The 12,206-nt window shown below is 68.0% G+C and carries 13 protein-coding genes and 1 pseudogene; 9 read left to right on the forward strand and 5 right to left on the reverse strand.

The window, feature by feature from the left end; translation table 11 throughout:
• From VNS22_RS13375 to VNS22_RS13395, 5 genes and pseudogenes are all read left to right on the forward strand, one after another.
• Positions 1-231: pseudogene (locus tag VNS22_RS13375) on the forward strand (hypothetical protein); the annotation flags it as partial.
• Positions 232-424: 193 nt separating this feature from the next.
• Positions 425-643 carry a hypothetical protein gene (locus tag VNS22_RS13380; protein WP_325733185.1) on the forward strand — a complete coding sequence of 73 codons (219 nt, stop codon included), beginning with the start codon at positions 425-427 and terminating at the stop codon, positions 641-643.
• Between the two features lie 250 nt (positions 644-893).
• The gene (locus VNS22_RS13385; protein WP_325733187.1) at positions 894-1,025 is read left to right on the forward strand and encodes a hypothetical protein; all 132 of its coding nucleotides are present in this window, start codon (positions 894-896) and stop codon (positions 1,023-1,025) included.
• Positions 1,026-1,136: 111 nt separating this feature from the next.
• Positions 1,137-1,550, forward strand: a complete 414-nt coding sequence (locus VNS22_RS13390) for a GFA family protein (RefSeq protein WP_325733189.1) — start codon at positions 1,137-1,139, stop codon at positions 1,548-1,550.
• A 26-nt stretch (positions 1,551-1,576) separates the two neighbouring features.
• The gene (locus VNS22_RS13395) at positions 1,577-1,987 is read left to right on the forward strand and encodes a (R)-mandelonitrile lyase (protein ID WP_325733191.1); all 411 of its coding nucleotides are present in this window, start codon (positions 1,577-1,579) and stop codon (positions 1,985-1,987) included.
• On the opposite strand, the gene pdxA is transcribed toward VNS22_RS13395, so the two are convergent.
• From pdxA to VNS22_RS13415, 4 genes are read right to left on the reverse strand one after another with little or no spacing between them, the layout of a single operon-like run.
• Positions 1,960-2,955 (reverse strand): 4-hydroxythreonine-4-phosphate dehydrogenase PdxA, encoded by a 996-nt coding sequence (pdxA, locus tag VNS22_RS13400; protein WP_325733192.1) that lies wholly within the window; start codon positions 2,953-2,955, stop codon positions 1,960-1,962. The genes VNS22_RS13395 and pdxA overlap by 28 nt on opposite strands.
• Positions 2,952-4,220 carry a four-carbon acid sugar kinase family protein gene (locus tag VNS22_RS13405; protein ID WP_325733193.1) on the reverse strand — a complete coding sequence of 423 codons (1,269 nt, stop codon included), beginning with the start codon at positions 4,218-4,220 and terminating at the stop codon, positions 2,952-2,954. The genes pdxA and VNS22_RS13405 overlap by 4 nt, the downstream gene beginning before the upstream one ends.
• Positions 4,221-4,248: 28 nt before the next feature.
• Entirely contained in the window at positions 4,249-5,433 is a 1,185-nt protein-coding gene (locus VNS22_RS13410) for an enolase C-terminal domain-like protein (protein ID WP_325733195.1), read from the reverse strand.
• Positions 5,430-6,476, reverse strand: a complete 1,047-nt coding sequence (locus VNS22_RS13415; RefSeq protein WP_325733197.1) for an aldo/keto reductase — start codon at positions 6,474-6,476, stop codon at positions 5,430-5,432. The genes VNS22_RS13410 and VNS22_RS13415 overlap by 4 nt, the downstream gene beginning before the upstream one ends.
• 167 nt (positions 6,477-6,643) lie before the next feature.
• Between VNS22_RS13415 and VNS22_RS13420 the strand changes: the two genes are divergently transcribed.
• Both VNS22_RS13420 and VNS22_RS13425 read left to right on the forward strand, forming a co-directional pair.
• Positions 6,644-6,883: a BON domain-containing protein gene (locus tag VNS22_RS13420; protein ID WP_325733198.1), complete on the forward strand. Its 240-nt coding sequence runs from the start codon at positions 6,644-6,646 to the stop codon at positions 6,881-6,883.
• 94 nt (positions 6,884-6,977) lie between these two features.
• The gene (locus tag VNS22_RS13425; RefSeq protein ID WP_325733200.1) at positions 6,978-8,288 is read left to right on the forward strand and encodes a chloride channel protein; all 1,311 of its coding nucleotides are present in this window, start codon (positions 6,978-6,980) and stop codon (positions 8,286-8,288) included.
• Positions 8,289-8,293: 5 nt separating this feature from the next.
• Here VNS22_RS13425 and VNS22_RS13430 read toward each other — a convergent pair whose 3' ends face one another.
• Positions 8,294-8,626, reverse strand: coding sequence for a cupin domain-containing protein (locus VNS22_RS13430; RefSeq protein WP_325733202.1), 333 nt, complete (start codon positions 8,624-8,626; stop codon positions 8,294-8,296).
• Between the two features lie 170 nt (positions 8,627-8,796).
• On the opposite strand from VNS22_RS13430, the gene VNS22_RS13435 reads away from it, so the two are divergent.
• Together VNS22_RS13435 and VNS22_RS13440 are read left to right on the forward strand one after the other, a co-directional pair.
• Positions 8,797-11,379, forward strand: coding sequence for a sensor domain-containing phosphodiesterase (locus VNS22_RS13435; protein ID WP_325733203.1), 2,583 nt, complete (start codon positions 8,797-8,799; stop codon positions 11,377-11,379).
• Between the two features lie 47 nt (positions 11,380-11,426).
• The gene (locus VNS22_RS13440; protein WP_325733205.1) at positions 11,427-11,843 is read left to right on the forward strand and encodes a flagellar assembly protein FliX; all 417 of its coding nucleotides are present in this window, start codon (positions 11,427-11,429) and stop codon (positions 11,841-11,843) included.
• The last annotated feature ends 363 nt before the right edge of the window (positions 11,844-12,206 follow it).

Below are 12,206 nucleotides of genomic sequence, written 5' to 3' on the forward strand. Positions count from 1 at the left end.
TTCATGCTCGACTTCTTCCGCAGGCTGCGCGCCGAGGGCAAGCTGGTGTTCGTCTGCCTGCACCCGACCGCACGCTACCATCTCGAGATCCTGAACGAGATCGGCGAGAGCTTCCTGCTGGTCCATGGCGGGCGCGCGGAACGCAAGGGGAGCTTTGCGGATCTGGTCCGCGATCCCCGGGTCGAGGCCTATCTCGGCCAGGAGATGACGGCTGCCGCCCACGCCTTGTGAAGGCGGCAACACGGCCATTCCTCAGATGCCGCCGCAGCCTGGCGGCGTACCCTGGGTCACCGCCCGTACCGGCCCGACATTTTCTGCTTTCGGGATATGGAACTCCTATATTATAGGAGCACGGCATAGTCTCTTCGTGGTGTTACTTCTAAACCTAAAGCACAGTTATGTAACATTGCAGGGCAACCATACGATGAAAGATTCGCTGCAGACCCATCGTCGGCGCATGACGGAGAACGGTATTCGGCGGGTCGAGGTGTGCGTCCGCGAGCAGGACGCCGAATTGATCCGGCGAGTGGCCCGGGCGCTGGCACCAGACGATCGTGCCTCCGAGCGCTTGCGCGCCATCATCCTCTCTTCCATGCCGAAGAAACCTACCCTCAGCTTCAAGGAATGGCTGGAGACACCGTAGGCACACGCTTCTGGCTGGTGAGGGGCAGCGTCATCGTGCGCATGTCCAATAGTACATAGCCAGTATATTCTCCCCCTCCGATCGTCCCTCGTCCGAATGCATGGATCGGGCGAGGGGTGGCCGGTAGTTAGTGCGGGAGAATATGACAATGGGCAGAGAATTTCCGGAGCCTGAACGGTGGTCCGAGCGGCAGCGGCTAGAAGCGGTTGAGGTCACGTTGCGGGTCGCGGACGTGGAGCTGGTTGCAAGGTTGGCGGACATTCTCGCCGGCAATGATCTGGAATCGGAACGGGTGCGCGAACTGATCCAGGATGTGCTGTCCCGCCCGGATGGCTTCTCCGACCATGACCATGAGCGCAACGAAGACGAGCTCCTGCACTAAGCGCCTTCGCCATCCGGTGCTGAGTGCCGCTGGCGCCATCTCTGCCATCCGCGGAACCGTGCCTGCTTTTGGCCATTGAAGTCGCCAGGAGCGGGCTGCGGTGAACAGATAATGTTGACTGATACGGAAGGCTGGCAGGGTGGCTGTCTGTGCGGGTCGGCACGCTTCCGGCTCGCCGATCAGCCACTCGCCCTGCTCTACTGCCACTGCCGGATGTGCCAGCGCGCCGCCGGTGCCCCGATCGTCGCCTGGGCGACCGTATCTGCCGCCTCGCTCACCTGGAGCGGCACCCCACCTCGCATCTACCGCTCCAGCCCCAAAGCCACTCGCGCCTTCTGCGGCGAATGCGGCTCACCGCTCGCCTTCCGGAGCGATGCAGAGCCGGATCGGCTCGACCTGGCCATTGCGGCCTTCGATCGGGCCGACCTGCTGGCACCCGACCAGCACATCTGGGTGTCGAGCCGGCTGCCATGGTTCGACACGGCGGACCGCCTGCCCCGGCATCCGACTGATTTAGAGAGTTGAGCATACGGCAGACCAGGGAGTGCTGCATGGAATTGACCTCTGCCGGGAGCCAGCCGAGCATCCCGGGCAATCCCGACTATTTCAGCGGCACGGTCTGGATCGACCGGATCATCCAGGCGCCCGCACCGGCCAGGGTGCGGGCATTGCGCGTGAGCTTCGTGCCCGGTGCGCGCACGGCCTGGCATACCCACCCGCTCGGCCAGACACTGCACGTGCTGAGCGGGCTCGGCCTGTTCCAGACCGCGGGCGAACCGGCCGTGCTGATCCGCCCGGGCGATACACTGTGGATCCCGCCGGGCGAGAAGCACTGGCACGGTGCCACGCCGGCCACGACCATGGTCCACCTTGCGATCCAGGAGGGTGGTGAGGCCGGCGAGACCACCTGGCTGGAGCAGGTGAGCGACGCCGACTACGCTGCGGTCAGCGCGATCGCCTGACGCAGTGCTTCCAGAAGGCTGCGCTCGTCGGCGATGCCCTTGCCGGCCACGTCGAAGGCGGTGCCGTGGTCGACCGAGGTGCGGATCACCGGCAATCCCACCGTGATGTTCACGCCCGAATCGATGCCCAGCACCTTGATCGGCGTGTGACCCTGGTCGTGGTACATCGCCACCACCATGTCGAAGTCGCCGCGACCGGCACGGAAGAACAGGGTGTCGGCCGGCAGCGGGCCCTCCACGTCCCAGCCCCGCGCGCGGCAGGCCTCTACCGCCGGGACGATCTTGGTCTCCTCCTCGCGATAGCCGAACAGGCCGTTCTCGCCCGCATGCGGGTTGATCCCGCACACGCCGATCTTCTGTCGCTCGAGGCCGGCGCGCTCCAGCACCGCCTTGCCGCGGGCGATGGTCCGCTCGACCAGGCCCGGCTCGATCCGGTTGATCGCGTCGATCAGCCCGACATGGACGGTCACGTGGATGACCCTCAGCCCCGGTGCCGTGAGCATCATCGACACCTCCTCGGTGCCGGTGAGATCGGCCAGGATCTCGGTGTGCCCGGGATAGCGATGTCCGCCCGCGTGCATCGCCTCCTTGTTGATCGGTGCCGTGCAGATCGCGTCCACCTCCTGCGCCATGGCAAGCCTAGTCGCGGTCTCGATGAACCGGAACGCCGCATCGCCCGCAATCGGCGAGATCTGGCCGAACGGCAGGTCGGCGGGGATCAGCTTCAGGTCGACGCAGTCGACGGTGCCGTGCACGAAGCTGCCCTGGCCGAGCTCCTTCTCGGTGAGAGAGCGCACCTTCAGCTCCTTGCCGACGATCCGTCCGGCCAGCTCCAGGCGGGCGGCATCGCCGATCACCACCGGCTTGCAGCGCTCGTAGACATCGGCATGGGCGAGGCTCTTCATGATGACTTCGGCACCGATGCCGGCAGCATCGCCCATGGTGATCGCGATCACGGGCCTGTTCATGAGGGAAATTCCGATCCACACGTTGCAGAAGGTGGAAAAGCGGGCTGCCGGAGGTCCAGCAGTGCCTGGCGGCAATGGAGCATCGTCCGCTCGTCACCGAAAGCCCCGGCCTTGGTGACGACGCCGAAGCCGTGGCGGCCAAGGGCGGTGGCGAGCGGCACGCCCGGCTCGACCTCGCGGTGCAGGCTGAGCCCGGTCACGCCGCATGCGTCCAGGACGGCCCGCGCGGTCTCGCCGCCCGTCAGGAACAGGCCGCCGATACGGCCTGCCACCGACGCCACCAGGATGGCCAGGGCCCGGCGCAGCGGCAGGGCGTGGCCCAGATCCTCCGGACCGTCCGGTTCCGGCACCAGCACAACGTCCTCGCCCCGGACCAGAGCGCTTTGCAGCTGCTGGCACCAGGGTGCCAGGGCGGCTTCGCTCCCGGCGACCAGCTCTGCCAGCGGCACCGGCAGCGACCGGATGCCAGACTGCCGCCCGAGCTTCGCCGCCTGACGACGTGAGACACTCGACATGCTGCCGACCACGAACAGGAGCGGCAGTGCTGGAACCGGCGGCACGCCGGCAAGAGCCGGTCCGGGTCTCGGGCTCATTGTGCGGACGAGCTGACCGGCCAACCCAGCCGAGCCCGCGTGGATCATGGCGTCGCCCAGAGCCGGCGATGCGGTCGCGAGGGCAGCGAGGTCGGCATCGGTCTCTGTGTCACAGATCAGCACGTCGGTGCTTTCGGCCAGCCGGGGCAGGGTCTCTGCCAGTTCCCCGCTGCGGATCGTGACCAAGGTCACGGTGGCGGTGGCGAGCCCGGCCGCCTGGAACATGGCGGGCAGGGCGATCGACGCACCGCTGCCCTCGCGCCGCCACAGTTCGGTCGCCTCCAGCGGCTCACCGTGCAGGAACGGCCGGCTGCCGATGATCGTGCGGCCGGTCGCCGGGAAGGCCGGGGCGAACAGCGCGACGGCACGTACCCGGTGTACCATTCGCCAGCTCTGCAGCGCCGCTGCCAGCTCGGGACCGACATGACCGCGCAGGGTGGAATCGACCTTCTTGAACAGCCGCCGGTCCTTCGGCGCCATCCGGATCAGATCCGCCACCCGCAATGCCGCGGCCTCTGCCGGAAGCGAGCGCGTGTCGGCATCCACCGCGACCAGATCGGCCGGCATGCCCAGGCCTGCCGGCGACATGGCGACCAGTGCGGACAGCCCCTGGCGGACGCCCTGCACCGCGCAGTCGGCGGCACCGGTCAGGTCGTCGGCCACCATCAGCATCGGGCGGGCACCTCGATCGGCGTGGATCTCACGCCGTGAACACCGCTTCCGCCACCTTGTTCCGCTCGATGAACGCCCAGTCATAGGCGACGCCCAGGCCCGGACCGTCCGGAACCGGCATCCCGCCTTCCGCCGGCAGGTCCGCCTCGTCATCCGAGTAGCCGCAGGTATAGACCGGTGGCACCGCGTTCCTCATCCCAGGGCCGACCAGCGCCAACTCGTAGAAATGGGTATTGCGGGTCGCCGCCATCACCGCCCGGTGCGCCGGCCCGCAGGCATGGTACTGCAGGTCGAGGCCCAGCGCCTCGCAGACATGGGCGATCTTGATCGCACCGGTGATGCCCATGTCGTATTCCGGATCGGCGTGGATCATGTCGCCGCCCCCGGCCAGGATGAACGCGGTCTTGAGCTCGATCCCGCGGACATGCTCGCAGGTGAGCAGCGGCGTGCGCAGCTTCTCGCGCAGCCGCTTGTGGCCCTCCGGCGAGATCCCGGAATCACGATAGGGATCCTCGAACCAGAAGAAGCCCGCATCGTCGCAGGCCCGCCCGACCTGGAGCGCGTCCATCCAGGTGCGCAGCTGGCAGGCGGGGTCCAGCATCAGCGGAAAGCCGTCGCCGACCGCCTCGCGCACCGCATGGATCGTGCGGATCTCCCGGGCGACATTGCCATCGTGCCAGCCATGGATCTTGAAGCCGGCAAAGCCCTTGGCCTTGCAGATGGCCGCGTACTCGGCAAAGGCCTCGGGCGAATCCAGCCCGCCCGGCTCGTCCTGGCCGTGATAGGTGCTGGCATAGGTCGGCAGCTGCGTGCGCCAGCCGCCCAGCATCCGGGCGACCGACATGCCAGCGCGCCGGCCCGCCAGGTCCCAAAGCGCGATATCGATCGGGCCATGGCCCATATGATCGTAGGCGCGTACCTCGCGCTTCAGGTCGTCCCAGATCTGCTCGCGCGTGTCCGGGTCGCGGCCGATCAGATGCGGGGCCAGCATCTGCGCCTGGGCGAACGAGGCGGCGGTGCCGACCCAGTGCGTGACATAGGCGCCTTCGGAGCCATCCTCACAGAAGATGCGCACCGCCCAGCGCACCGCCGGCATCCGCCCGCCTTTCAGCGCGATCAGGTTGCCCACACCGGCCGCCCCGTGCCGCGGCAGGCTCAGCCCCTCGACCTCGAACCGGAACGAGGTGAGCTCGACGCGCGTGATCCTGGTCATGAGTGCTGCTGTCCTCCCGCTGCCGGCACCGGTGCATCGGCGCGGATCAGTTGTTCGTGCTTCAGCTCGGCCCACAGATCGGCCGGAATGGCGCGCTGCATGTGGTCGATGTTCTGCGTGACGTGCTCCGGCCGGATGCCGCCGGGGATGACCGAGCTGACGATCGGGTGACCCAGCGGGAACTGCAGGGCCACGGCCGGCAGGGGCACGCCATGCCGCTGGCAGACCGCCTGGATCCGCCGCACCTTGTCCAGCACCTCAGGCGTCGCGTCCTCGTAATTATACTTGGCGCCTGGCACCGGTCCGGTCGCGGTGATCCCGGAGGAGAATGCGCCGCCGACGATGATGCCCACCTGGCGCCGCTCGCAATAGGGGAACTCGCTGTCCAGGACGTCGTGCTCCATCAGCGAGTAGCGCAGCGCGCACAGGAAGAAGTCCAGGTCGAACAGGTCGAGGAAGCGGGGCATCATCCCCAGCTCGTTGATGCCGGCACCGATCGCCCGGATGATCCCGGCGTCGCGCAATTCCTCCAGCGCCCGGAAGCCCCCGGTGAGCAGCTGGGCGAGATAGGCCGCCACCTTCGGCTCGGTGGCATGATGACGAAAGTCCAGGTCATGGATGATCAGGAGGTCGATCCGGTTCATGCCCAGACGCTGCAGGCTGTCCTCGAAGGCGCGCATGATCGCGTCGTAGGAATAGTCGAACACATGGTCGAACTGGAGGCCGCCGGCCCAGAAGCCGCTCTCGAACCGGTCCGGGTGGCGCGGTGCCCTGAGGATCCGGCCGACCTTGGTGGAAAGGACGAAGCCGTCGCGCGGCTGGCGGTAGAGGAACCGGCCGAAGCGATGCTCGGACTGCCCCCGCCCATACCACGGGGCCGTATCGTAGTAGCGGATTCCGCTGTCCCAGGCCGCCTGCAGTGTCGTCTCCGCCTGCGTCTCGCTGAGCCGGTCGAACAGGTCACCCAGCGGTGCGCCGCCGAACCCCATCTGGTTGAGCTGGATACCGGTCCGGCCGAGTGGCCGCGTGGCCAGCGGGTCCATGACACCTCCCTGTTTTCGTCGCTTGCTTGTTCATGCCGCCGTCAGGTCCGGCGACCTCGTCCGCGGTCGATGATTGCATCCGTGCATCGCCGCCGCCAGTGGGGGGAACGCACTCTGCCCGCTGCCGTTTTCCACGCCGAACCACAACCATCAGGATGAGGCCGACAATGAGCGACGAAGACCGGATCCGCGACGAGATCGCCAGCCGGATGGTGCGCAGCCTCGATGCGGACGCGCCGCAGGTGCAGATCGACGTGGTCGGCGACCAAGTCACCCTGGCCGGCACGGTGGTCAGTGCCAAGTTGCGCGCGCAGGCCGAGGCGGTCGCGACCGGGACGCCTGGGGTGAAGTTCGTGGTGAACAACCTGCGCGTGGCACAGGAAGGCACCACCGGCGCCACGGGCTGATCGGCGGACGCACCGACTCGAAGCCGCTCGCCCTCGTCCCGTGGGCATGCCATCCGTCGCCGGCGACGAATCGGCAGCGGGGTGATCGGCAGGCATGGCGACAGGTCTTACTGGCTGGTGGCGGCGGATGCGCCGGCAGCTGTTCCTCGGCCCCAGATGGCGGCAACAGGCCGTGTTCTGGGGCGGGGGCGCCCTGATCGGCGTGGTGGCGGTCGCGTTCGCGAAGCTCGCGGACAGCGCCTATCAGTTGCTGCAGGTCATGACCGGCTGGTCGCCCTGGGTGATGCTGGCCGTCACACCGCTGGGCTTCGCCCTGCTGGCGCTGCTCACCGAACGCTACTTCCAGGGTTCCCAGGGCAGCGGCATCCCTCAGGCCATTGCGGCCCGCCAGGTCGCCTCTCCAGCCGGTCGGCAGCGCCTCCTGGCCCTACGCCTGGCGCTGGGCAAGATCGGCCTGACTCTCCTTGGCATCGTCTGCGGGGCGTCGATCGGACGCGAGGGTCCGACCGTGCAGGTGGGCGCCTCGATCATGCACGTGCTCGGCCGCACCGGCGGGCGACGCTATGAGGGCCTGCTGCTGGCGGGCGGTGCCGCGGCGATCGCCGCGGCCTTCAACACCCCGATCGCTGGCGTGGTGTTCGCCATCGAGGAACTCGGCCGCTCCTTCCAGCAGCGCAACAGCTGGTTGGTGTTCTCCAGCGTGATCGTGGCAGGCCTCGTCTCGCTGGCCCTGGTCGGCAACTACACCTATTTCGGTCAGTCGGACGCCCTGCCCACGGGTGCCGGCACTTGGCTCGCCGTAGTCGTGTGCGGCGTGATCGGCGGCCTGCTGGGCGGGGGATTCAGCCGGCTGGTGATCCTGTTCGCCTTCGGTGAGCGGCGTGCCTGGCTCGCCGGCATACTGCGCCACAAGGTCGCGTTCGCGGCTGGCTGCGGGCTGCTGATCGCAGTGCTGGGGCTGCTCACCGGCGGGGCCACCTATGGCACCGGCTATGATCAAGCACGCGGTCTGCTGGAGGGCACTGCCGATCCGGGCTTCTGGTATGGCCCGGCCAAGCTGGCCGCCACGCTGCTCTCGACGATCAGTGGCCTGCCCGGCGGCATCTTCTCGCCATCCCTGTCGGTCGGTGCCGGCATCGGCCAGCAGTTGAGCGTGCTGTTTCCCAGCGTTCCGCCGGCCACGATCGTGCTGATCGGCATGACCGGCTATTTCACGGGCGTGGTGCAGGCACCTCTAACGACGGTTGTGATCGTCCTCGAAATGACGGCGGGCACGGCGATGACCGTCCCGCTCATGGCTACCGCCATTCTGGCCCTGGGGGCCTCGCGCCTGGTCTGTCCGCAACCAATCTACCACGCGCTCAGCCACCGCTACCTTTCAAGTGCTGCCGAGCGAAACATCTGACGAATTCATGAGGTCTTCCGGGAGGAATCGAAAATAATATAGTGTTTACGCACGGGTTCTATCGTTTCCCAGGTACCCTTGAAACCTTTCGGGATCACGAATGTTTCACCAGCCTTGAACTCGGCCGTATAGCCGCTATGGTCGGTCAGGCGGACGTGACCGGACAACAGGATGCACACCTCGTCGTAGGCGAACTCGGCGGTGAGTGTTCCGCCGGCATGGGTCCAGGTGCCCGTCGTGAGGATGCCGTCGTCGGAGGCATAACCCTCCAGGGTTGCTTCGCCTTTCGGTGGAATGGCAAGATCAGGATCAAATGCCTGAGGGCGAGGATTGGCCATGACTCGTACCGCGCTGTCGTTGATATCGCCTCCAGATAGCCCGGGAACGCAGCGCACGTCATCCTGAGCCTGTCCGCCCGCTTGCGTCCCTCATGCGCATCCGCACCCAGGCAGATCGGCCGGGTGGCAGTGGCGGCATGCGTCCTGCTGCCAGGAAGCGGAGCGCGCGGATGAGCGGCCCAGTCACCCCCGAGCGCCGGGAAGAGTTCGTGGGGCTGGCCGGCAACGACGTGCGGCTGGAGGATCTTGAGGAGAGCTTCGACCGGGTCACCAGGCTGCTCGGCACCGTCCTGCAGGTGCCGCACGTCGCCATCTTGCTCCTGGGGCACCGCCATGCCTGGACCATGTCGAGCTTCGGCATCGAGCGGATGCACCGCATCGACCGCACGGTGTCCTTCTGCCCACGCGTGGTGGCGGCGGGGCGGCTCCTGGTCATCCAGGACGCCCGGCAGGACCCGCGCCACGCGCACCACCCGCTGGTCGACCGGCCGGACCCCCTGTTCTTCTATGCCGGCGTGCCGCTCGTCATGCCGGGCGGTGCGGTGGTCGGCTCACTCAGCATCCATGACCGGCGCCGGCGCCGCCTGAGCCGCCAGCAGCGCCAGCTCCTGACCGACTGTGCCGCGATCGTCGCCAGCGAGATGGAGCTGCGCCGGCAGATCCGCGAGCAGGCGCGGGCGGAAGCCGCGGTGCGGGCGGAGCGCAGTCGCCTCGGCCGGGTGATCGACAGCCTGCCGTTCGACTTCTGGCTGTGCGACGCCCAAGGCCGCTACATCCTGCAGAACGCCGTCGGCCGGGCCCTGTGGGGCACCCATCTCGGCCGCACTCCGAACGAGACCGGGGTCGCTGCAGAGATCGCCAATGTCTGGGCCGAGAACAACCGCCGTGCCCTGGCCGGCCAGATGATGCGCGGCGACTTCACCTACCAGATCGGCGACCGGACCATCCAGGTCGAGGAGATCGTGGCACCGGTGCGCGACGAGCAGGGCCAGATCGACGGCCTGGTCGGCGTCAGCATCGACAACAGCGAACGCAAGGCAGCCGAGCGCGCCCGGCGCGAGAGCGAGGCGAAGCTGGCCGCGGCGATCGAGAGCCTGCCCTTCGGCCTGTGGATCCAGGATGCCGAAGGGCGCTACGTGATGCTGAACGCCCCGGCCCGGGCGCGCTGGGGCGACCTTCTGGGCAAGCGGATGATCGACCTGGACATGCCACCCCAGGTGAAGCGGAGATGGCAGGCCAATGTCGAGCAGGTGCTCCAGGGCCGGCACCTGCGCCTGGACGAGACCTACGGGACTGGCGGCGACGTCTACCATCTCGATACGATCCTGGTGCCGATCCAAGTGGATGGCCAGGTGATCGGCCTGGTCGGGGTCAACATCGACGTCACCGAGCGCAAGATCTCAGAGCAGCGCCTGCATCACCTGGCACATCACGATGTGCTCACCGGGCTGCCCAACCGCCGTGCCTTCCATGAGCGGCTGACCCAGGCGGTCGGACGGGGCGAACGGCATGGCCAGATCACGGCACTGCTGCTGGTCGACCTGGACGCGTTCAAGGACGTCAACGACACGCTCGGCCACGATGCCGGCGATGCTCTCCTGCTCGAGGTGGCGAGCCGCCTCAGGCACGCGCGGCGCCGCCAGGACACCGTGGCGCGTCTCGGCGGCGACGAGTTCGCCGTGATCCTGGACGCGGTGCGTCGGCCGACCGACGCTGCGGTGATCGCGTCGCGGATCCTGGTGGAGCTGGCACGGCCGTTCAGCTTCGAGGGCCAGGAACTGCGGCCCTGTGCCAGCATCGGCATCGCCGTGTTTCCGAATGATGCGGCCACGGCCGGCGACCTGCTCAAGCACGCCGACATCGCCCTTTACCGCGCCAAGGAGAGCGGCCGGGGCCGCTGGTGCTTCTTCGACGAAGAGATGCGGATCCAGGCCGAGACGCGCCGGCGCATGGAGCGGGAGCTGCGGCGCGCGGTGGACGGGCCGGAGCTGGCGCTGCGCTACGAGCCGGTGGTGCGGCCGGGCGCTGCCGGCAGGATCTCGTTCGACGCCACCGTCCGCTGGCTGCACCCCCAGCAGGGCAGCCTGGAGCCGGAGAGCTTCCTGCCGATCGCCGAGGAAAGCGGGCTGATGGGCCCGCTCCTGGCCGGCCTGCTGCGTCATGCGCTGGAAGATGCCAGCTGGTGGCAGGGTGCCGGCCTGGCACTGGAGCGCCTGACCGTCCGCCTCGGCCCCGCCTCCGTCATGGCGGGCGAGCTGTACCGGATCGTCGATAAGGCCCTGTCCGGCAGCCCGGTGGCGCCCTGCCACCTGGAGATCGGGATCACCGAGGCCATGCTGCTCGGCCGTGACGGTGCCGCGATCGGCGAGGTGCTGCAGGCCTTGCACCAGCGCGGCGTAGGCCTCTCGCTGACTGATTTCGGCGCCGGCCACGCCTCGCTCCTGCAGCTCCGGCGCCTGCCGATCGACCGGCTGCGCATCAGCTCCGGCTTCGTCCATGCCGCGATCAACGACCAGGGCGACGCCGCGATCATCCGGGCGATCATCGAGCTGGCGCACGGGCTCGGAATCGAGACCGTGGCCGAAGGCGTTGCCGAGGCCCGCCAGCTGGACTTCCTGCTGGCCCAGGGCTGCGACCTGGTGCAGGGCCCGCTCCTGGGAACGCCGCTGTCGGCGGACCAGGTCCTTGCCTACGCACTCGGACGGCCCTGGGAGAGACAGCTCCAGGGACGGCCGGCCGCTCTTAACGATTGATTCATCCAATCTGGTTAAGATCCGGCATCAGGAGGTCGACAACCGTGATGCCGATCCAGCCGCTCGCCACATTCGCCGCCAGCCACAGCCGGGAGATCGGCCGTGTATCCAGCGGGCAGTTCAGGATGCCCGGGGAGCCGACAAGCCTCCGCCCGGCACCCGGACCCGGCTCCACCGCAGCCCTCGCCTCCTTGCAGACCATGCTGGCCGTTCAGGAGGTGTCGCCTGAGCTGGATGAGCGGCGGCAGCGGGCAGTGCGCCGTGGCGAGGCGCTGCTGGCGGCCTTGAGCGATCTTCAGCTGGCGCTGCTGGGTGCCGGCGACGACTCCGCCTGCCTCGCCCGGCTGCGCACCGTGTTGGGCGATGAGGCACCGACGGCGATCGAGCCGGAGTTGGCGGACGTGCTGGCCGAGATCGAAGTCCGTGCGGCGGTGGAACTGGCCAAGCAGGAGCGGGACGGCTGACGGGTCCGGGCGGAGCAGGCCATCAGAGGCCGGTACAGAGGTGGTCCCGGGATTTGGGACAGGTGGATGAGCTTGGTTCGTTCTGCATGAAGGACGGATCCGATGAGGGGAAAGCGGACGCGGTACGCAGCTGAGTTCAAGGCGAAGGTGGCCTTGGAGGCGCTGCGTGGGAGCCAGGCACGGCCCAGCTGGCGGCCAGGCACAGCATCCATCAGACGATGATGAGCGAATGGAAGCGCCAGGCGATGGAGGGGCTGGCATCGGTGTTTGCCGGCAGGTCGGCCGTCCAGGAGAATGCGAAGGTCGCTGAGGCCGAGGTCGAGAAGCTGCATGCCAGGATCGGACAGTTGCTGGTGGGGCGGG

This window comes from Geminicoccus sp., assembly GCF_035556675.1.
GTDB lineage: Bacteria > Pseudomonadota > Alphaproteobacteria > Geminicoccales > Geminicoccaceae > Geminicoccus.